Origin of the sequence: Mycobacterium sp. SMC-8, assembly GCF_025263565.1 — a bacterium.
Classification (GTDB): Bacteria; Actinomycetota; Actinomycetes; order Mycobacteriales; family Mycobacteriaceae; genus Mycobacterium.
Genome location: NZ_CP079865.1, coordinates 2,270,492 through 2,290,174 on the forward strand (window position 1 = coordinate 2,270,492; position 19,683 = coordinate 2,290,174).

Sequence of the window (19,683 nt, forward strand, 5' to 3'; positions counted from 1 at the left end):
TAGTTGCGCCGTCATGTAGTTCATGTGTTCAGATAGACACATGAAATTGCGTCCGGCGCTGGTCTGTGTCATGAGCACGCTTGTCGTCACGGCGTGCGCCGGCGAACCGGACGAGCAGCAGGCCGAGCAGATCGTGCTCGCCGAGAGCTACGAGCTCGGCGGATACAACCCGGTCAACGGCTACTCCGAGTCCGGGGTCTCACCGATCTACGAAGGGCTCTACCGCCCCAGTGCGGACGCCGACAGCACGGTCCCCGGGTTGGCACCGGCGCTGGCCGGTGCGGAACCCGAACCCGCGGGCCCCAACCGTTGGCGCATACCGTTGCGCCCCGGCGTGACGTTTTCCGACGGCAGCGCGTTCGACGCGGCCGACGTCGTCGCGACCTACGCCGCCGTGCGCGACCCGCAGGTGGCATCCCAGATATCGACGTCGGTGGCCCCCATCGTGTCGATCACCGCCGACGGTTCGGGCGCCGTCGTCATCGAGATGGACACCGCCGCCGACCCGAAGCCCTACCTGCTGATCGGCATCCTGCCGTCGGAGAAGGTCGAGGAGACGCCGGCCGCGGACTGGGCGGTCAACACCGCGCCCGTCGGCACGGGGCCATACCGGCTGGACAGCTTGCGGCCTGACCAGGCGGTGTTGGTCGCGCGCGACGACTACTGGGGTCGGCCGGCTCAGGTGAAGCGGCTTGTGTACACCTACACCCCCAACGACAACGCCCGCGCCCAGAGCATGGTCGCAGGCGCGGTGGACGGCACCACCCTGCCGCCGCGGCTGATCGCTTCGATCGACAGCGACGACATCCAGACCGTAGGTGTGCAGTCCGCGGACTGGCGCGGCGTGGCCCTGCCCGCCGGGAACCCGTTCACCGCGGACGTGCGCGCCCGGTTCGCGATGAATCTCGGTGTCGACCGCGCGGCGATGGTGCGTGACGTGTTGGTGGGCTACGGGCGTCCCGCGAGTACCCCGGTGGCGCCGGCGTACGGCGACGCCTACAACCCCGACGCGCAATACGCATTCGATCCCGAGGGCGCCAAAGCCGTTCTCGACGAAGCCGGTTGGCGCCCCGGGGCGGGGCAGATCCGCGAAAAAGACGGAGCGAGAGCATCTTTCGAACTGCTGTACAACGCGCAGGACACCTTGCGGCGCGACCTCTCCGTCGCGTATGCGGCCGCGATGAAACCGCTCGGGGTCGACGTCAGACCCCGCGGCACCAGCTGGGACGAGATCGACACCCGCTTCGGTGACTCGGCGGTGCTGCTCGGCGGTGGCGCGACGCCGTACAGCATCGATGCTCAGGTCTACGACACCTTGCACACCCGGGTGCCCGACTCGTCGCCGTACTCGAACCCCGGCAACTTCACCGCACCGGGCCTGGACAGGATGCTCGAAGAGGCGAGCCGATCGGCCCCCGGCCCCGCGAAAGACCGCCTCTATCGCGACATTCAGTCGAGCTACGCGGCTCAGCCGTCGCAGGTGTTTCTGGTCTTCCTCGATCACGCTTACGCCTATCGGGACCGGGGCTGGAACCAGACGGCGCCGATCATGGAGCCGCACTCGCACGGGGTGTCCTGGGGTCCGTGGTGGAATATCGCCGCGTGGACGCGATAGGTAGCCGTGGCGTGGACGCGCTGACCTCGGCAGCGGTTTCCGAAGCCGCCGAACAATACCCGGCGGGACGGCCCGTCCGGCGGTCGCGTGCGGCCGTCCGGTTGCTCGCGGTCCGAACCGCGATCGCGGTCCCGCTGACGCTGACCATCTCGGCGGCGATCTTCGCCGTCGCGTCCCTGTCCCCGTTCGACCCGCTGGCCGCCTACCTCGGCGGCAACTACCAGTTCGCCACCGAGGCTCAACGCGACGCCATGCGCGCGGCCTATGCCACCGACCAGCCCTGGTACCAGGCCTGGTTGCAGTGGCTCGGCGGTCTGGTCCGCGGTGAGCTGGGGTGGTCGTCGACGCAGTCCCAGCCGGTGGCCACCGTGTTGGCCGAGCGTCTGCCGTTCACGCTCACATTGTCCGGTGCAGCGCTGCTGAGCGCGACGGCGGTGGCTCTCGCGCTGGGTTGCGTGGCCGGCATGCGCCGCGGCGGGTTGATCGACCGAGCCGTCACCGGGGTTTCGGTGACGTTCGCGGCCGTGCCGCCGTTCGTGGTGTCGCTGGCTCTCGTGGTGGTCGTGGCAGTGGGTCTGCGCTGGCTGCCGGCCGCCGGAGCTGCTGCACCGGGCGCCGACTACACGGTGGAAGGCATTGTGCGCCATGGCATCCTGCCCTGGGTCGCACTCACGGTGGCGATGATCCCGTGGCTGCTGTTGACCACCCGTGCTGCGGTGGCGGCGAGCGCCGACTCCGACGCGGTGCGCGGCGCCCGGTCACGCGGTGTGCACGGGTGGGCGCTGCTGCGCGGGCATATCGCCCCCGTCTCGGTGCTTCCCACCCTCGCGTTGTTGGGCACCCGGCTTCCGGAGCTCATCGCGGGCGCGGCGATCGTGGAGACCGTTTTCGGCTGGCCGGGCATGGCCGCTGTGCTGGTGGATTCTGCTGCAGCGCTGGACTTTCCGCTGCTCGCTGCGTTGACGGTTGCCGCCGCGGTGGCGGTGCTGGCGGGATCGGCTCTCTCGGATGCGGCTGCGGTCGCGATCGACCCGCGGATCAGGATGGCCGCATGAAGAGGGACGCGCCCTGGATCGTGCTGGGCGTCATCGTCGTCGTCGCGGTGGGGATCCCGCTGGCCGCCGGCGACCAGGTGGCGGACTTCTCCGCCGCGTTGCAGTCACCGAGCGCCGAACATCCTGCCGGCACCGATCATTCGGGCTATGACCTGCTGACGAGAACGGCCGAAGGCCTGCAGATGTCCCTGCTGATCGCCGCGGTGTGCGCGGTTGCGGCCACCGTCCTCGGGCTGGCCATCGGTGTCTGCGCGGCGCTGGTCGGCGGGTGGCTCGACGCGGTGGTGATGCGACTGGTCGACGGCGTCAACGCGCTGCCCCACCTGGTGGTGGGGATCGTCATCGCCGCGATGTGGCGGGGCGCCCCGCTGGCGATCATCGCCTCGATCGCGTTGACGCACTGGCCGGCTGTGGCCCGGGTGGTGCGTGCCGAACTGCTCGCGGTCGCCGAGGCGGGTTGGGTACAGACCTCCCGGCTGGCCGGCGCCTCGCGATGGTTCGTCGCGCGCAGTCACTTGGTGCCGGCGGTGTTGGCGCAGGCACTGGTCGCGATGGTCGTGCTGCTGCCGCACGCGGTGTGGCACGAATCGACGCTGTCGTTCCTCGGGGTCGGGTTGTCGCCGGACCGCGCCAGCCTCGGCACACTGCTCAGCGAAGCCCGTGGCGCCGTACTCACCGGTGCGTGGTGGACTTTGGCGGTGCCGGCGGTGGCACTCATCGCGTCCGCGTTGACCTTCGCCGCGGCAGGCGCATCCGTGCGCGAGCGACACCGCGCACCGGCGGGCCGGGTCTGGTGACCGGCGCGCGGCTGGCCGGTCTGACGGTGGATATCGCGCTGCGACGCGGACGCCGCCCGGACACCGTCAACGTCCTCGACGACGTGAACCTGGAGGTCCCGGCGGGACAAGTCACGGCCCTGATCGGTGAATCCGGTTGCGGCAAGTCACTTGTCGTGGCTGCCCTGTCCGGTCTGCTGCCACCGGGATCCCGGGCCCGCGGCCTCGTGCACATCGGCGACCGCGAACTGCGTCCCGACGACGAACGGTCCTGGCGCGCGTTGCGGGGTCGGCATGTCGGGGTGGTACCCCAGTCAGCGGCGACGTCGTTCACCCCGGTGCGCACCGTCGGTTCCCAGCTCGCCGAGATCAGCGCACGGCTGGGTGTCAGCGGACGCGAAGAGCAAATCGGCGACCGCGGACGCGAGGAGCAAATCGGTGTCCGCGGACGCGAGGAGCAAATGGGCGTCAGCACCCCGGAGCAGTTGTGCGCGGCCGTTGCGCTGCCGGCCGGGGTGGTGCACCGGTACCCGCACGAACTGTCCGGCGGCATGGCTGCGCGGGTCGCGATCGCCGCGGCACTGGCAGGCCGTCCCGCACTGCTGCTCGCCGACGAACCCACCTCGGCGCTCGACCCCGAGAATGCCGCACTGGTCTGGCGGCTGCTCGGCACCGCGGCCGCCGACGGCGCGGCGGTGCTGGTGGTCACCCACGACATGCCGTCGCTGCTGCGCGCCGAGGTTTGCGACGACGTCGCGGTGATGACCCGCGGCACCGTGCGGTCCCGGCAACCGCTGGCCGACGCGCTCGCCGACCCCGACCCCTATTTGCGAGCGCTGCTCGGGACGGTGCCGGTGTGAGCGGGATCGAGGCGCGCGGCCTCACGGTGTCCTTCCGCGGCGCGCCGGTGTTCGAGGGTGTGGACCTGGACGCGCCGGCCGGGGCGGTCACCGGTGTCACCGGCACCTCGGGCAGCGGTAAGACGACGCTTCTGCGGGTACTGGCCGGGCTGCACCCCGCCGACGCGGGCGAGGTCCGCTACGACGGCGCGCCCGCACCGGCGAAGGGGTCGGTCGCGCTGCTGGCCCAGCATCCCCGTCTGGTGTGCAACCCGCGCTGGACGCTGGCCCGGGTCCTCGCCGAACCCGCCGTGATCCGCGGACAGCGGCCCGCCGTCGACGAGGTGGCCCGCCGCGTCGGACTCGATCCTGAACTGCTGGACCGCTACCCGGGCCAGGTCAGCGACGGCCAGCTGCAGCGGGCCTGTCTCGGCCGGGTCCTCACCCAGCGAGCCCGCTTCCTGCTGTGCGACGAGCCGACCGCGATGCTGGACCCGATCGCCACCGGGTCGGTGGTGTCGCTGCTGGGCGAGTTCGCCGCCGACGGCGCCGCGGTTGTGCTCGTCAGCCACGACCCCGCGTTGGTCGACGCCCTGGCGGCGCACGCACTCGCCTTGCCGCGCCCATTAGGGTGAGAACCGTGACCCACTATGACGTCGTTGTTCTCGGAGCCGGTCCCGGCGGGTACGTCGCGGCCATTCGTGCCGCCCAGCTCGGGCTGAGCACCGCCATCATCGAACCCAAGTACTGGGGCGGCGTGTGCCTCAACGTCGGGTGCATCCCGTCAAAGGCGCTGCTGCGCAACGCCGAACTGGCCCACATCTTCACCAAGGAAGCCAAGACTTTCGGCATCAGCGGCGAGGCCACCTTCGACTACGGCGCGGCGTTCGACCGCAGCCGCAAGGTCGCCGACGGCCGCGTGGCCGGCGTGCACTTCCTGATGAAGAAGAACAAGATCACCGAGATCCACGGGTACGGCAAGTTCACCGGACCCAACAGCATCGAGGTCGACCTGAACGAGGGCGGCACCGAGAGCGTCGAGTTCGACAACGCGATCATCGCGACCGGCTCGAGCACCCGCCTGGTGCCCGGCACCTCGCTGTCGGAGAACGTGGTCACCTACGAGAACCAGATCATGTCGCGCGAGCTGCCCGGCTCGATCATCATCGCCGGCGCCGGAGCCATCGGCATGGAGTTCGCCTACGTGCTGAAGAACTACGGCGTCGATGTCACGATCGTCGAGTTCCTGCCGCGCGCGCTGCCCAACGAGGACGCCGAGGTCTCCAAAGAGATCGAGAAGCAGTACAAGAAGCTTGGCGTGAAGATCCTGACCGGCACCAAGGTCGAGTCCATTGAGGACGAGGGCGGCCAGGTCACCGTCAAGGTGAGCAAGAACGACAAGTCCGACGAGCTCAAGGCCGACAAGGTGCTGCAGGCCATCGGCTTCGCGCCGAATGTCGAGGGCTTCGGCCTGGACAAGGCCGGCGTCGAGCTGACCGACCGCAAGGCCATCGGCATCGACGACTACATGCGCACCAACGTGCCGCATATCTATGCGATTGGCGATGTCACCGGCAAGTTGCAGCTCGCCCACGTCGCGGAGGCGATGGGTGTGGTCGCCGCCGAGACCATCGCCGGCGCCGACACGCTGGCGCTGGGCGACTACCGCATGCTGCCGCGCGCGACGTTCTGCCAGCCTCAGGTGGCTTCCTTCGGCCTGACCGAGCAGCAGGCCAAGGACGAGGGCTACGACGTGGTCGTCGCGAAGTTCCCGTTCACCGCCAACGGCAAGGCCCACGGCCTCGGTGATCCGACCGGCTTCGTCAAGCTCGTCGCGGACAAGAAGTACGGCGAACTGCTGGGCGGCCACCTGATCGGTCACGACGTCTCCGAGCTTCTGCCCGAGCTGACCCTGGCGCAGAAGTGGGACCTGACCGCCAACGAACTCGCTCGCAACGTGCACACCCACCCGACGATGTCGGAAGCGATGCAAGAGTGCTTCCACGGTCTGGTCGGCCACATGATCAACTTCTAATTGAGAGCCATCTGGGTTGCCGGTGTCGGCGGATTGATCCTGGGTCACATCCTGTGGCTGGCGGGGATCTCCGCGGCCATCTCGTCGTCGAACGTGCCCACCTGGGTGCTGGTCGTCGCTGCTGCGTCGCTGGGCATCGGGCTGATCTCGGCGCTGCTGGCCCGGCGGGCATGGCGGCGTAAGGACCGGCGGTCCGAGATCTGGGCCGCGTTTCTGTGGGGTCTTCCGGTTTCTCCGGTGTTGCTGTCGCTGATTGTGCTTGGTGTGACCTACCTCTAGGCCACAATGGTCCGGTGCGGGACGGGTCGGTCGGCAGTTTGCTACGTCAGTGGTGGCGTCAGAGCGATGACTACCAGTGGCGGATCGATTTTCTGCGGAGCCGCGGACTGCTGTCGGTACTGCGCTGGGTGATCGCCGGTATCGGCGTCACGATGGGCGCGCTGTCGGTCGTGAATGCCTTCGCGCCGCCGGGAGCGGTCGATGCGGTGTTTCGGATCGGCTGGGCAGTGGTGGCCATCGGTTCGCTGGGCTGGGCGGCGCGCTGGGCGTTTCTGCCGTGGCCGACGGCACGGGCCTCCGCCGGGCTGGTGGTGTTCGTCGACGTCCTCATGACGTTGTCGGCGCTGCTTTTCGGTGACCCGAACCTGGCGATGTCGGGCATCACCATCCTGTTGTGCGCGGGCGGCTACGTGGTGTTCTTCCACGGTCCTCGGCTGCATCTGGCCCACATCGGCTGGTGCATCGTCTCGGTCGTGGGCATCGCGGTGTGGCTGGCGTCGGTCAGTGGGGAGTACGGGCTGCAGGTGGCCGTCTCCCGGGCCGTGATCGCGTTGCTGGTGACGGTATGCGTCCTGCCTGCGCTGCAGTTCGGGTTCTGGTTGCTGCAGGGCAGCTCGAAGCAGTCGTTCACCGATCCGCTGACCGAGCTGACCAATCGCCGCGGGTTGGAGGTGTCGATGAAGCGGCTCAACGAGGCCGCGCGTGGTGATGCGCAACTATGCGCATTGCTGATCGACGTCGACGGTTTCAAGGAGGTCAACGACACCCTGGGGCACGCGGTCGGCGACGACGTGCTGATCCGCACGGCGAGGCGGATCCGCGAGAGTGTGCGCGACGATGCCGTGGTGGTCCGGTGGGGCGGCGAGGAGTTCCTGGTGGTGGACCGGATCCCGGCACCTCAGGCCGAGACGTCGCAGAGCGGATCCGTTCCGCGGTGTCGGCGCCGGCCCATCCGGCCATCACGGCGAGCATCGGCGTGGCATCGTGCCGGCCGTCCGAGTCAGCCCTTGTCGACGTGATCGTCGCCGCCGATTCGGCCATGTACGAGGCCAAGGCCTGCGGCGGGGACCGCGTCATCGTCACCAACGGGGCGCGCTGACCCGTCGGTCCTCAGGTGGTGCGCCAGGAACGCGAGCACGTCGTCGGCCTTGGCGAAGCCTCCGAGGTGACTCTCGTCGGGCATCAGCAGCAGTTCGACGGCAGGCAGGTGCTCGGCGGCGGCCTGGGCATCGGCCAGCGAGATGATCGAGTCGGCGTCGCCGTGCCACCAGCGGACCGGCACCTTCACATCGGCGAGCCGGAAGCCCCAGTCCCGGCCGAACAACCGGGCGTCGTCGAGGAGCGCCTGGAACCCGCCGGCGGCGGCGTGCACGATGTCGTCGATGAACATCGCCTCGATCTCAGGGTTGGCGAACACCTGCTTGTCGCCGTCGGGCATCGCCGCGCTCAGACCGCGGTAGGCCAGGTGCGCCAGCGGTATCACCGGGGTGAGCAGCCCCGCGGTGACCCTGGCGAACGGGCGTCGCAGCGCCGAGGTCACCGGGGCGAACCTGCGCGCCAGCTCGATGGGTCCGCTGCAGGTGGCGTCGGGACCCACCGACGGGGTCACCCCGCCCAGGACGGCGACGGCCGCGACGCGGTCGGCCAGTGCCGGCGTGCCGGCGCAGGCCAGCGCGAACGGACCGCCGCCGGACAGTCCGACGACGCCGACCTTGTCGGCGCCCAGCACGTCGGCCACATGGGCCATGTCGTCGGCCCAGTCACCGATGCGGTGGTAGCGGTGCGGATCGCTGAGCCCGGAACCGGCGCGCTCGACGAGGACCACCCGCAGCCCGAGGTTCTCGGCCGCGCGTCGCCCGACGATGGGCAGCTGTCTGCGGCCGCCGGGCGTGCCGTGGAACCACAGCACCAGCGGCCCCGACGGGTTGCCGTACTCCGCGTAACCGAGGCGGCGACCGTCGGGCAGGAAGACGGCGCCCTCGGCGCGGGGTGGCGCACAGCGCGGCACCCCGGGCGGGTGGCGCCACGGATTCGACAGCATGGACGCATGGTAGCCGTGGGGTTTACAGCCGTGGCCGGCTATGTCAAAGCGGCGGCTGAGCCGTCTAATCGGGGAAGTCCAGCGGAACCTGCAGGGTGGCGATGGTCGCGGCGAGGCCGTCGTATTGTGCTGCGAGCAGGCAGAATTCGATCAGCTGAGGCCTGGTGTAGTGGGTGGCGAGCGCCTGCCACGTCTCGGTGGAGACCCCACGGGTGACGACGAACTCGTCGGTGGCGGTGATCAGGACGCGTTCCCTGTCGGTCAGTCCCTCGGCATCGGGACCGGCGAAGATGCGCGCCTGCATGGTGGCGTCGAGACCGCGGCTGCGGGCGAGTCTGCGGTGCTGCTGCAGCTCGTACTCGCTGTCGCGCAGGTGCCCGACTCTCAGGATCACGATCTCGGCGTCGCGGCGGGACAGCTTGCCCGCATACAGCAGATGCCCCGACAGCGGCAGCCAGGTCAGGAACAGCAGCCGGTGCTGGCCCAGCACGTTCATCAGGCTGAACCGCGGCCTGCGGATACCGCGGGCGCCGAGCTTGGCGATGGCCCAGTTCAGCGGACCGAGTTGCTTGAACCCGCCGGGCGGGATACGGGCGGGTGTACTCATTGCTGCCTCACCAGATAGGGGGACACGGTCGACCGGTGTTCGTCGATGTCGAGCGCGCGGCCGAGCGCGGGGAACGCCCGCTGCGGACAGTTGTCTCGTTCGCACACCCGGCATCCGGCACCGATCGGGGTCGCAGGGACATTGGGGTCACCTGTCATCAGCCCCTCCGAATAGACCAGCCGCTGCGCATGCCGCAGTTCGCAGCCGAGGCCGATCGCGAACGTCTTACCCGGCTGACCATAGCGCGACGCGCGCCGCTCCACGGTGCGCGCCACCCATAGGTAGGCGCGTCCGTCGGGCATCTCGGCGATCTGCACCGAGATCTTGCCGGGGTTGGCGAACGTCTCGTAGACGTTCCACAGCGGACAGGTACCGCCGCTGGAGGAGAAGTGAAACCCGGTGGCGGACTGACGTTTCGACATGTTCCCGGCCCGGTCGACGCGGACGAACGAGAACGGCACACCTCTCATCGAGGGTCGCTGCAGCGTGGACAGCCGGTGGCAGGTGGTCTCATAGCTGACCGAGTAGTAGGCCGAGAGCCGCTCGATGTCGTAGCGGAACTTCTCGGCCACTTCGTGGAACTGGCCGTAGGGCAGCACCGTGGCGGCGGCGAAGTAGTTCGCCAATCCCATCCGTGCCAGCTTGCGCGACTCCTCGCTGGTGAACTTGCCCTCGTCGACCAGCTTGTCGATCAGTCCACCGCATTCCAGGTAGGCGAGCTCGGCGGCCATCCGGAACACCGTTTGACCCGCCGACAGGTGCGCGCCGACCTCCAGGCGCCTGGTCGTCGGGTCGTAGCGGTGCAGCACCCCCTCGCCAAGGTCGATGCGACGAATCACGGTGACGCCGTGGACGAATCGCAGCCGGTCGGTCAGGTCGCCGGCCAGATCGCCGCGGTGCACCCGCATGTCGGCGGTGAGTTCCTCGGCGGCGGTGTCGAGTTCGTGCAGATAGTTCTGGCGTTGGTAGAAGTAGTCGCGCACCTCTTCGTGGGGCATGGAGATGGAGCCGGAGCCCGAGCTTGTGCCGCTGCCGCTTCCGGCGCTGAACCGGTCCTCGGTCGCGGCCACGAGCTGGGTGGTGGTCAGTTGGTAGCGGCGGTGCAGGTTCACCATCGCCCTCGCCAGCGCCGGGTGGGCGCCGACCATGTCGGCGACCTCAGCCGGATCGACGTCGACGTCGAGGTCCCGATCCATCAGGACCTCACGCAGCTCGGCGATCAGGCGGGTGTCGTCCTGGGAGGCGAAGAACGTCGCGTCCACCCCGAAGACCTCGGTGATGCGCAGCAACACCGGCACGGTCAACGGCCGCACGTCGTGCTCGATCTGGTTCAGGTAGCTCGGGGAGATCTCCAGCATCTGGGCGAGCCCGGCCTGGCTGAACCCGCGTTCGCTGCGGAGTTGCCGGACGCGAGCGCCGACGAACGTCTTGGCCACGGTAGGTCAGCCTAGCCGGGACCTAGCATGGCTGCTAAGTGATAATTCGCAGCGTTGGCAGCGGAGGTCGGTGTGGCAGTATCGACCTTCGTGAGTACCACCCCGGGGGCTACCGGCCTGGCCAAGACAATGATGCCCGTCCCCGATCCGCACCCGGATGTCTTCGACGTCCAGTGGCCGCTGCGGGTCGCCGACGCGGACCGTGAGGGCCGGCTCAAATTCGACGCGGCCACCCGACACATCCAGGACGTCGGCACCGATCAGCTGCGTGAGATGGGCTACGAGGAGACCCATCCGCTGTGGATCGTGCGCCGCACGATGATCGACATGATCGAGCCGATCGTGTTCAAGGACATGTTGCGGCTGCGGCGCTGGTGTTCGGGCACGTCGAACCGGTGGTGCGAGATGCGGGTGCGCATCGAGGGCCGCAAGGGCGGACTCGTGGAATCCGAGGCGTTCTGGATCAACATCAACCGGGAGACCCAGGGCCCGGCGCGCATCTCCGACGACTTCATCGAAGGCCTGCGGCGCACCACCGGCGAGAGCCGTCTGCGCTGGAAGCCGTATCTGAAGCCGGGCAGCCGGGACGACGCCGAGCACATCCGGGATTACCCGGTCCGGGTCAGTGACATCGACATCTTCGACCACATGAACAACTCCGTGTACTGGAGCGTCGTGGAGGATTACCTTTACTCGCAGCCGGAGCTGATGAAGTCGCCGCTGCGGGTCACGATCGAGCACGACCTGCCGGTGGCGCTGGGCGACAAGCTGGAGATCATCCGGCACGTCCACCCGGCGGGTTCCACCGACAAATTCGGCGAGGAACTGGCCGATCGGACTGTTACAACGCTCACATTCGCCGTGGGCGAGGAGACCAAGGCCGTCGCGGCGATCTTTCCGGTCTGATCGTCGTTGCCAAACAGTACGGGCGTACTGACCTGCGCGAATTCGCTACTGGTCGGTAGCTTCTGAACCGGTTCAGGTCGTTCCGTCTTCGCAAGATTTGCAACTTGGCAGAATTGCTTGGCGGAAATTCGCAGGGGAAACGGGTGGACCTGCGATAACAGCTTCGGGCATCCTCGGATTAGCAAGCCAGCGAAATGCTGGAGCGTTAACAAGGCGCCGAGGTTCACAGAGCCTTTGCAATTTGCAACAACCGAAGGAGCAGCCGATGTCGACTGTTGGCACGCCGAAGTCGCCCGAGCAGATTCAGCACGACTGGGACCACAACCCCCGCTGGAAGGGCGTCACCCGCACCTACACCCCGGCCGACGTCGTCGCCCTGCAGGGCCACGTCGTCGAGGAGCACACCCTGGCCCGCCGCGGCGCCGAGGTGCTGTGGGAGCAGTTGCACAACATGGACTTCGTCAACGCGCTCGGCGCGCTGACCGGCAACATGGCCGTCCAGCAGGTGCGCGCCGGCCTCAAGGCCATCTACCTGTCCGGGTGGCAGGTCGCCGGCGATGCCAACCTGTCCGGCCACACCTACCCCGACCAGAGCCTCTACCCGGCCAACTCGGTGCCGCAGGTGGTGCGCCGCATCAACAACGCGCTGCTGCGTGCCGACGAGATCGCCAAGGTCGAGGGTGACACCTCGGTGGAGAACTGGCTGGCCCCGATCGTGGCCGACGGTGAGGCCGGCTTCGGTGGCGCGCTGAACGTCTACGAGCTGCAGAAGGCGATGATCGCCGCCGGTGTCGCCGGATCGCACTGGGAGGACCAGCTGGCCTCGGAGAAAAAGTGCGGCCACCTCGGTGGCAAGGTGCTGATCCCGACCCAGCAGCACATCCGCACCCTGACCTCGGCCCGGCTCGCCGCTGACGTGGCCGGCGTTCCCACCGTCGTCATCGCCCGTACCGACGCCGAGGCCGCGACGCTGATCACCTCCGACGTCGACGAGCGCGACAAGCCGTTCATCACCGGTGAGCGCACCGCCGAGGGCTTCTACCGGGTCAAGAACGGCCTGGAGCCCTGCATCGCCCGCGCCAAGGCCTACGCGCCGTACTCCGACCTGATCTGGATGGAGACCGGCACCCCGGACCTGGAGCTGGCCAAGAAGTTCGCCGAGGGCGTCAAGAGCGAGTTCCCGGACCAGATGCTGGCCTACAACTGCTCGCCGTCGTTCAACTGGCGCAAGCACCTCGACGACGCCACGATCGCGAAGTTCCAGAAGGAGCTCGGCGCGATGGGCTTCAAGTTCCAGTTCATCACGCTGGCCGGCTTCCACGCGCTCAACTACTCGATGTTCGATCTGGCCTACGGCTACGCCCGCAACCAGATGAGCGCCTACGTGGACCTGCAGGAGCGCGAGTTCGCGGCCGAGGAGCGCGGCTACACCGCCACCAAGCACCAGCGTGAGGTGGGCGCGGGCTACTTCGACCGCATCGCCACCACGGTGGACCCGACCAGCTCGACCACCGCGCTGGCGGGTTCGACCGAAGAGGGCCAGTTCCACTAAGCCCCTTTGCTCGCGAGCGTGCGTGCCTGCAGGCGCCACGCCGTGCAAAACGCAGATAACGTGCACGCTCGCGACGAACGCGTACGCGAAAAGCGTTCGCAGCGAGCTTGACAGCGCAGACCCCGCCCATGAATCTTGGGCGGGGTCTGACGCGTGTCGGCGCGAAATAACCTGTACGCGTACAGAAGCGGGACACCGCGAGCCAGGGAAACCGCGGACTTCCCCAACAGAGGACTTCCCGCACGTTAGGAGGACGAAGGACAGATGAGCATCGAACGCGTAGGTGTGGTCGGCGCCGGCCAGATGGGCTCGGGAATCGCCGAGGTGGCGGCCAAGGCGGGCGTGAACGTCGTGGTCTACGAGCCCAGCGAAGAGCTCGCGAACGCGGGCCGGGACCGCATCACCGCGTCGCTGGAGCGTGCCAGGGCCAAGGGCAAACTGGCCGCCGACGACTTCGAGGTCACGCTCGCCCGTCTGACGTTCAGCTCCGACCTGTCCGACCTTGCCGACCGCCAGCTGGTCATCGAGGCGATCGTCGAGGACGAGGCCGTCAAGGCCAAGGTCTTCGCGCAGCTCGACGAGGTGGTCACCGACCCGGAGGCGGTGCTGGCGTCGAACACCTCCAGCATCCCGATCATGAAGATCGCCGCCGCGACCAAGAACCCGAGCCGCGTGCTGGGACTGCACTTCTTCAACCCCGTGCCGGTGCTGCCGCTGGTCGAGCTCGTCAACACGCTGGTGACCTCCGACGAGGCGATCGCGCGGGTGGAGCGGTTCGCCGGGGAGGTGCTGGGCAAGAAGGTGGTGCGCTGCGGGGACCGGTCGGGCTTCATCGTCAACGCGTTGCTGGTGCCCTATCTGCTGTCGGCCATCCGGATGGCCGAGGCCGGGGTCGCCACCGTCGAGGACATCGACACCGCTGTCGTGGCCGGGCTCTCGCACCCGATGGGGCCGTTGCGGCTGTCCGACCTGATCGGCCTGGACACCATGAAGCTGATCGCGGACTCGATGTACGACGAGTACAAGGACCCGAACTTCGCCCCGCCGCCGTTGCTGCAGCGCATGGTCGAGGCCGGACAACTGGGCAAGAAGTCGGGGAAGGGCTTCTACACCTACTGACCCACCGAATCGCGATATGCGTACCGCCGGCGACTTCGTTAGGGTGCGTAGCGGAATATTGACGCGCCGGTTCAGAAGGTAGCCGGCACTGCGGTAGGGCACGTATGCGGCCCGCCCGGGTGTCCGCTGCGTTCTCGGCCGGCGGACGAACCGCAAGGGGTTGCCTGCCGCATGTCGAACGCTGTATCTGATCTGTCGCCGTACTACGAGGAATCGCAGTCGATCTACGACGTGTCCAACGAGTTCTTCGCGCTCTTCCTCGGGCCGACGATGGGCTACACGTGTTCGTATTTCGAACGCGACGACATGACGCTCGACGAGGCGCAGATCGCGAAGTTCGACCTCGCACTGGGCAAGCTCAACCTCGAGCCCGGAATGACCCTGCTCGACGTCGGTTGCGGCTGGGGCGGCGCGCTACGCCGCGCCGTCGAGAAATACGACGTCAACGTCATCGGTATCACGTTGAGCCGCAATCAGTTCGAGTACAGCAGGGCGCTGATGGCCGGTCTCGACACCGACCGCAACGCCGAGGTTCGGCTGCAGGGCTGGGAAGAGTTCGACGAGCCCGTCGACCGCATCGTCTCGATCGGTGCGTTCGAGGCGTTCAAGGCCGAGCGCTATCCGCTGTTCTTCGAGCGGGCCTACGACATCCTGCCCGCCGACGGCCGCATGCTCCTGCACACCATCCTCGCGCACACGCAGAAGTTCTTCCGCGACAACGGCATCAAGCTGACGATCTCGGACCTGAAGTTCATGAGGTTCATCGGCACCGAGATCTTCCCGGGTGGGCAGTTGCCCGCGGTCGAGGACATCGAGAAGCTCGCCGCCGGGTCCGGGTTCACGCTCGAGCGCACCCATCTGCTGCGGCCGCATTACGCGCGCACGCTCGACATGTGGGCCGCCAACCTGGAGGCCAATCAGCAGGAGGCCATCAGGTTGACCTCGCCGGAGGTCTACGAGCGCTACATGCACTATCTGACGGGCTGTGCCGACTTCTTCCGCCGCGGCATCACCAACGTCGGGCAGTTCACCCTCGTCAAAGGCTGAGGCCCCGGCGACCTCCGACAGCGCCCACGTCGGCGATCAGGCCGAGGCCAGCCGCTTCTTCTCCGCCTTGACGTCGAAATGCGGTGGCGGCCAGGACATGTTGAGGCGCTTGAGCGCTTCGATCAGCAGCTCGGTGACAGCCAGCCTGCTGTACCACTTCCGGTTGCACGGCACGATGTGCCATGGCGCGTACTGCGTGGAGGTGCGATCCAGCATCGCCTGGTAAGCCTCCTGGTAGGCCGGCCATTTCAGGCGTTCGTCGATGTCGGCCGGGTTGTACTTCCAGTACTTGTCGGGCCGCTCGAGCCGTTGCGCCAGCCGCTTCTTCTGTTCGTCGAGCGAGACGAACATCGCGACTTTGACCAATGTGGTTCCACTGTCGACGAGTTCGCGCTCGAACGCGTTGATCTCGTCATAGCGCGGCTCCCACACGTCGGGCGGCACCAGGTTGTGCACGCGCACGATCAGCACGTCCTCGTAGTGCGACCGGTCGAACACCCCGATGTGCCCGGCCTCCGGCAGCGCCCTGCGGATCCGCCACAAATAGTGATGTGACAGTTCCTCAGCCGTCGGCTTGCCGAAGCTGCGGTACTGCACCCCTTGCGGGTTGCAGCCGCCCACAACATGTTTGACAATTCCACCCTTGCCGGCAGTATCCATTCCCTGAAGGACCAGCAGCACCGAGCGGGTGTCCCCGGAACGGCTATTGGCGTAGAGCATCTCCTGCAGCTCGGCGAAGCGGGTGTTGCGCTCGGCCTGCAGGGTCGGTGCGTCGGACTTCGAGCCGCGGAAGCCGGGGGTGGCGTCGGCGTCGATGTCGGCCACCTTGTCTCCCGGGCGGAACGCCAGGTAGTCGTGGGGTTCATGGCTCCACAGCGACGGCAGATCGTCGGGCTCAGGAAGCATCATGCCTCTAGTCAAGCAGCCGGGAGGGCAATTCCGGCGAAGGATGGGGACTCTGGCGGAACCTGTCCAGCGACCCGTTCACCTCGACGATGCCGCACAGCGCGCTCCACGACAGCATCGTCAGGTAGTCGATCAGTTCTTCGGCCGTCATCCGCGGGTTCGACATCCACGAGTGCGTGGCCAGTTGCACCCCGCCGACGATGTGAAACGCCCACGGTTCCGCACCACCGGTGTCCATCCCGGCCGTGACCATGCGCCGGCGCAGCATCACCGCGAGCATCCGCGCGATGATCTGCTCGGAGTCGGCGACCGCCTTGCTCTTGCTGGCCGAGTTGTTGGCCATGACGAACCGGTAGGGCTCCGGCTCGGCCGCGACGGTCTGGACGTAGACGCGGATGATCTCGCGGGTCAGGTCGTAGCCGTCCAGACTCGACGAGAGTGCGGCTGCCATATTCGGGATCAGCGTGGTCTGCGCGAAGCGCATCATCACCGCGGTGGTGAGGTCGTTCTTGTCGACGAAGTAGCGGTACAGCACGGTCTTGGAGACGCCGATCTCGGCGGCGATCTCATCCATGCTGACGTTGCTTCCGAGCCGGCGGATCGCCTCCAGGGTGCCGTCGACAAGCTCATTTCGGCGCTCGACCTTGTGCTGGTGCCAGCGCCGTTTCCGTCCGTCGGTTTTGACCGCCACCGGCGGGGATTGTTGTGCCACGTTCGCGGTGATCCGTTCCCTAAGTCCGTGTCGATAATACGGTGGCCGGCCGTCGCCGGTTGCCCGCGCGGGGATGATGGGGGAGTGGCTCACCGACTAGACGCCCCCGACAACCGGCACGTCGGCGCGCGTCCGAGTTTCGCCGAGGCGATCGCCGGCGCGGATTCCGCGGCGGACGCCGAACGCAAGCGCTCGTTGCGGCGCATGAAGCTCGTCGCGCTCAGCTTCCTGCTGGGGGCCAGCGTGGTCTTCCTGCTCTGCACGTGGGCGCAGTCGCGGGGGGCGGCATCCGGGGGTGCGGCCCCCTGGATCGGATATGTGCGCGCGGCGGCCGAGGCGGGCATGGTCGGCGCCCTGGCCGACTGGTTCGCGGTGACCGCGCTGTTCAAGCATCCGCTGGGCATCCCGATCCCGCACACCGCGATCATCAAGCGCAAGAAGGATCAGCTCGGGGAGGGACTCGGCAGCTTCGTCCGGGAGAACTTCCTGTCCCCGGCCAACGTCGAGACCAAGTTGCGCGACGCCGATGTGGCGGGTCGGGTGGGCAAATGGCTGTGTGAGCGCAACCACGCCGAGCGGGTGGCCGCCGAAACCGCGACGGTGCTGCGGGTGCTGGTCGAGATGCTGCGCGACGAGGACGTCCAGCAGGTGCTGGACCGGATGATCGTCAAACGCATCGCCGAACCGCAGTGGGGTCCGCCGATCGGCCGTGTGCTGGCCAGCCTGCTGGCCGAAGGACGCCAGGAGGCGCTGCTGCAGCTGCTGGCCGACCGGGCGTTCCAGTGGTCGCTGAACGCCGGTGAGGTGATCGAGCGGGTCATCGAACGCGATTCGCCGACGTGGTCGCCGCGGTGGGTGGATCACCTCGTCGGGGACCGCATCCACCGCGAGCTGATGGACTTCACCGACAAGGTGCGCCGCGATCCCGACCACGAACTGCGCCGCTCGGCGACCCGGTTCCTGTTCGAGTTCGCCGACGACCTGCAGCACGACGATGTGACGATCCGCAAGGCCGAGAACGTCAAAGAGCAGATCATGGCCCGCGACGAGGTGGCCCGGGCCGCCGAGACCGCGTGGACCGCGGCCAAGAGGATCATCCTCGAGTCTGTGGACGACCCGTCGTCGTCACTGCGCACCCGCATCGCCGACACCGTGATGCGCCTCGGGGAGTCCTTGCGCGACGACGCGGAGCTGCGGGAGAAGGTCGACAACTGGCTCGTGCGCGGCGCTCAGCATCTGGTCGGTGAGTACGGGGTGGAGATCACGACGATCATCACCGACACCATCGAACGTTGGGACGCCGACGAGGCCAGTCGCCGGATCGAATTGCACGTCGGCCGTGACCTGCAGTTCATCCGTATCAACGGCACCGTGGTGGGTTCGCTGGCGGGCCTGGTCATCTATTCGGTAGCCCAGCTACTCTTCTGACCTGCGCTAACTAGTGCTTGCAAAAGTTAGCACTCCGCCGTACGGTGGCAGATGTCGGTAATCGGATAACCCACAGCGCGAGGGGGCAACCCATGTCGCAGGATGAGAATCTTGCCGCTGTCGTGTCCAACGCCGCACAGGACATCGGCTCGTTCATCCGGGTGCAGCGCGAAGCTGCACAGGTGTCGGTACGGCAGCTGGCCGAGAAGGCGGGCGTCTCCAACCCGTATCTCAGCCAGATCGAGCGGGGCCTGCGGAAACCGTCCGCAGATGTGCTCAACCAGATCGCCAAAGCACTGCGGGTTTCGGCCGAGGTGCTCTACATCAGAGCCGGAATCCTCGAACCGAGCGAGACGAACCAGGTTCGCGACGCCATCGTCACCGACACGGCGATCAACGAGCGGCAGAAGCAGGTGCTGCTCGACATCTACACCTCGTTCTGCCAGCAGAACGAGGCGTCCCTCGCCGAAGCGAACGCAGCAGCGGACGCCGCGCGAGGGGACAGTGTCAGCGACGCAGACGAGGAGCCCGCGACTGAACAAGACAAGAGCCCTCTAGAGATCCCCGAGACTCCGCAATCCATCACAGAACTCAACCTTGAAACGGAAGGACACAGCCATGGCTGAGACCAAGAACCAGCTCGACATCGACGACCTGAAGGCCCCCTTGCTCGCCGCGGTGGGTGCCGCCGACCTGGCGCTGGAGCGCGTCAACGAGATCGTCGCGACCCTGCGTGAGCGTGCCGGCGACGCCCGCACCGACGCCGAGAGCCGCGTCGAGGAGAGCCGGGCCCGGATCACCAAGCTGCAGGAGGATCTGCCCTCGCAGTTCGGTGACATCCGCGGCAAGCTGACTTCCGATGAGCTGCGCAAGTTCGCCGAGGGCTACGCCGAGGCGGCGCAGACCACCTACACCAAGCTCATCGAGCGCGGCGAGGCGGCCATCGAGCGGCTGCGCAGCCAGCCGGCGCTGGAAGAGGCCGCCAGCCGGGTCGAGGGGTACACCGACCAGGCCGTCGAGCTGACCCAGGAGGCGCTGGGCAACGTCGCGTCGCAGACCCGCGCGGTCGGCGAGCGCGCCGCCAAGCTGGTCGGCGTGGAGCTGCCCAAGAGGGCCGAGTCGGCCGCCGAGCCGGTGAAGAAGGCCGCCGAGAAGGCGCCCGCCAAGAAGTCTCCGGCCAAGGCGACTTCGGCCACCTCGGCCACCCCGGCCAAGAAGACCCCGGCCAAGAAGGCTCCGGCCAAGAAGGCCGCCGCCAAGAAGGTCACCCAGAAGTAACGACACCACCGCGTCAGCGGTGGAGTTCGAAAAGGGGACGTAACCCGCATAG

20 protein-coding genes are annotated in these 19,683 nt (G+C 67.7%); 15 read left to right on the plus strand and 5 right to left on the minus strand.

Annotated features, from left to right (window positions below; genetic code table 11):
* Positions 1–40: 40 nt before the first annotated feature.
* Genes KXD97_RS11060 through KXD97_RS11095 form a run of 8 tightly spaced genes read left to right on the plus strand, consistent with a single transcriptional unit; the run spans position 41 to position 7,618 of the window.
* Entirely contained in the window at positions 41–1,615 is a 1,575-nt protein-coding gene (locus KXD97_RS11060; protein WP_396885012.1) for an ABC transporter substrate-binding protein, read from the plus strand.
* The gene (locus tag KXD97_RS11065) at positions 1,612–2,670 is read left to right on the plus strand and encodes an ABC transporter permease (protein WP_396885376.1); all 1,059 of its coding nucleotides are present in this window, start codon (positions 1,612–1,614) and stop codon (positions 2,668–2,670) included. The genes KXD97_RS11060 and KXD97_RS11065 overlap by 4 nt, the downstream gene beginning before the upstream one ends.
* Entirely contained in the window at positions 2,667–3,467 is an 801-nt protein-coding gene (locus tag KXD97_RS11070; protein WP_260756802.1) for an ABC transporter permease, read from the plus strand. The genes KXD97_RS11065 and KXD97_RS11070 overlap by 4 nt, the downstream gene beginning before the upstream one ends.
* Entirely contained in the window at positions 3,461–4,306 is an 846-nt protein-coding gene (locus KXD97_RS11075; protein WP_260757919.1) for an ATP-binding cassette domain-containing protein, read from the plus strand. The genes KXD97_RS11070 and KXD97_RS11075 overlap by 7 nt, the downstream gene beginning before the upstream one ends.
* Positions 4,303–4,920 (plus strand): ABC transporter ATP-binding protein, encoded by a 618-nt coding sequence (locus KXD97_RS11080; RefSeq protein ID WP_260756803.1) that lies wholly within the window; start codon positions 4,303–4,305, stop codon positions 4,918–4,920. The genes KXD97_RS11075 and KXD97_RS11080 overlap by 4 nt, the downstream gene beginning before the upstream one ends.
* Before the next feature lie 5 nt (positions 4,921–4,925).
* Complete coding sequence (gene lpdA, locus KXD97_RS11085; protein ID WP_260756806.1) at positions 4,926–6,320, plus strand: dihydrolipoyl dehydrogenase; 1,395 nt, start codon at positions 4,926–4,928, stop codon at positions 6,318–6,320.
* A complete protein-coding gene (locus tag KXD97_RS11090; protein WP_260756807.1) occupies positions 6,321–6,599 on the plus strand; it encodes a hypothetical protein in 279 nt (92 codons plus the stop codon).
* A 14-nt stretch (positions 6,600–6,613) separates the two neighbouring features.
* Positions 6,614–7,618: a diguanylate cyclase gene (locus tag KXD97_RS11095; protein ID WP_260756808.1), complete on the plus strand. Its 1,005-nt coding sequence runs from the start codon at positions 6,614–6,616 to the stop codon at positions 7,616–7,618.
* On the opposite strand, the gene KXD97_RS11100 is transcribed toward KXD97_RS11095, so the two are convergent.
* From KXD97_RS11100 to ramB, 3 genes are all read right to left on the minus strand, one after another.
* Positions 7,600–8,640: an alpha/beta fold hydrolase gene (locus KXD97_RS11100; RefSeq protein ID WP_260756809.1), complete on the minus strand. Its 1,041-nt coding sequence runs from the start codon at positions 8,638–8,640 to the stop codon at positions 7,600–7,602. The two genes, KXD97_RS11095 and KXD97_RS11100, sit on opposite strands and share 19 nt — an antisense overlap.
* A 64-nt stretch (positions 8,641–8,704) precedes the next feature.
* On the minus strand, positions 8,705–9,247 hold the full coding sequence (locus KXD97_RS11105; RefSeq protein ID WP_260756810.1) for a carboxymuconolactone decarboxylase family protein: 543 nt from the start codon (positions 9,245–9,247) through the stop codon (positions 8,705–8,707).
* Positions 9,244–10,683: an acetate metabolism transcriptional regulator RamB gene (ramB, locus tag KXD97_RS11110; protein ID WP_260756811.1), complete on the minus strand. Its 1,440-nt coding sequence runs from the start codon at positions 10,681–10,683 to the stop codon at positions 9,244–9,246. Before ramB ends, KXD97_RS11105 begins: the two co-directional genes overlap by 4 nt.
* A gap of 129 nt (positions 10,684–10,812) precedes the next feature.
* On the opposite strand from ramB, the gene KXD97_RS11115 reads away from it, so the two are divergent.
* The 4 genes from KXD97_RS11115 (at position 10,813) to KXD97_RS11130 (ending at position 15,307) form a co-directional block, all read left to right on the plus strand.
* Complete coding sequence (locus tag KXD97_RS11115) at positions 10,813–11,589, plus strand: acyl-[acyl-carrier-protein] thioesterase (RefSeq protein ID WP_396885379.1); 777 nt, start codon at positions 10,813–10,815, stop codon at positions 11,587–11,589.
* 265 nt (positions 11,590–11,854) lie between these two features.
* Entirely contained in the window at positions 11,855–13,141 is a 1,287-nt protein-coding gene (gene aceA, locus KXD97_RS11120; RefSeq protein ID WP_260756813.1) for an isocitrate lyase, read from the plus strand.
* Between the two features lie 264 nt (positions 13,142–13,405).
* Positions 13,406–14,260, plus strand: coding sequence for a 3-hydroxybutyryl-CoA dehydrogenase (locus KXD97_RS11125; RefSeq protein WP_260756814.1), 855 nt, complete (start codon positions 13,406–13,408; stop codon positions 14,258–14,260).
* A gap of 171 nt (positions 14,261–14,431) precedes the next feature.
* Positions 14,432–15,307, plus strand: a complete 876-nt coding sequence (locus KXD97_RS11130) for a cyclopropane mycolic acid synthase family methyltransferase (protein WP_260756817.1) — start codon at positions 14,432–14,434, stop codon at positions 15,305–15,307.
* Between the two features lie 36 nt (positions 15,308–15,343).
* On the opposite strand, the gene KXD97_RS11135 is transcribed toward KXD97_RS11130, so the two are convergent.
* Positions 15,344–16,213, minus strand: coding sequence for a polyphosphate kinase 2 family protein (locus KXD97_RS11135; protein ID WP_260757920.1), 870 nt, complete (start codon positions 16,211–16,213; stop codon positions 15,344–15,346).
* 7 nt (positions 16,214–16,220) lie between these two features.
* Positions 16,221–16,925 (minus strand): TetR/AcrR family transcriptional regulator, encoded by a 705-nt coding sequence (locus tag KXD97_RS11140; RefSeq protein WP_260756818.1) that lies wholly within the window; start codon positions 16,923–16,925, stop codon positions 16,221–16,223.
* A gap of 84 nt (positions 16,926–17,009) precedes the next feature.
* On the opposite strand from KXD97_RS11140, the gene KXD97_RS11145 reads away from it, so the two are divergent.
* The 3 genes from KXD97_RS11145 to KXD97_RS11155 all read left to right on the plus strand — a co-directional run bounded on the left by KXD97_RS11145 (position 17,010) and on the right by KXD97_RS11155 (position 19,631).
* Complete coding sequence (locus tag KXD97_RS11145) at positions 17,010–18,353, plus strand: DUF445 domain-containing protein (RefSeq protein ID WP_260756819.1); 1,344 nt, start codon at positions 17,010–17,012, stop codon at positions 18,351–18,353.
* Positions 18,354–18,445: 92 nt separating this feature from the next.
* Positions 18,446–18,979: a helix-turn-helix domain-containing protein gene (locus KXD97_RS11150; RefSeq protein WP_260756820.1), complete on the plus strand. Its 534-nt coding sequence runs from the start codon at positions 18,446–18,448 to the stop codon at positions 18,977–18,979.
* The gene (locus KXD97_RS11155) at positions 18,972–19,631 is read left to right on the plus strand and encodes a heparin-binding hemagglutinin (protein WP_260756821.1); all 660 of its coding nucleotides are present in this window, start codon (positions 18,972–18,974) and stop codon (positions 19,629–19,631) included. The genes KXD97_RS11150 and KXD97_RS11155 overlap by 8 nt, the downstream gene beginning before the upstream one ends.
* The last annotated feature ends 52 nt before the right edge of the window (positions 19,632–19,683 follow it).

Bases quoted from the DNA above. Each gene is read 5' to 3' on its own strand.
- KXD97_RS11060 (WP_396885012.1), top strand. From the start codon at position 41: ATGAAATTGCGTCCGGCGCTGGTCTGTGTCATGAGCACGCTTGTCGTC.
- KXD97_RS11070 (WP_260756802.1), top strand. From the start codon at position 2,667: ATGAAGAGGGACGCGCCCTGGATCGTGCTGGGCGTCATCGTCGTCGTC.
- KXD97_RS11100 (WP_260756809.1), bottom strand. From the start codon at position 8,640: ATGCTGTCGAATCCGTGGCGCCACCCGCCCGGGGTGCCGCGCTGTGCG.
- KXD97_RS11105 (WP_260756810.1), bottom strand. From the start codon at position 9,247: ATGAGTACACCCGCCCGTATCCCGCCCGGCGGGTTCAAGCAACTCGGT.
- KXD97_RS11115 (WP_396885379.1), top strand. From the start codon at position 10,813: ATGATGCCCGTCCCCGATCCGCACCCGGATGTCTTCGACGTCCAGTGG.
- aceA (WP_260756813.1), top strand. From the start codon at position 11,855: ATGTCGACTGTTGGCACGCCGAAGTCGCCCGAGCAGATTCAGCACGAC.
- KXD97_RS11125 (WP_260756814.1), top strand. From the start codon at position 13,406: ATGAGCATCGAACGCGTAGGTGTGGTCGGCGCCGGCCAGATGGGCTCG.
- KXD97_RS11130 (WP_260756817.1), top strand. From the start codon at position 14,432: ATGTCGAACGCTGTATCTGATCTGTCGCCGTACTACGAGGAATCGCAG.
- KXD97_RS11135 (WP_260757920.1), bottom strand. From the start codon at position 16,213: ATGCTTCCTGAGCCCGACGATCTGCCGTCGCTGTGGAGCCATGAACCC.
- KXD97_RS11150 (WP_260756820.1), top strand. From the start codon at position 18,446: ATGTCGCAGGATGAGAATCTTGCCGCTGTCGTGTCCAACGCCGCACAG.
- KXD97_RS11155 (WP_260756821.1), top strand. From the start codon at position 18,972: ATGGCTGAGACCAAGAACCAGCTCGACATCGACGACCTGAAGGCCCCC.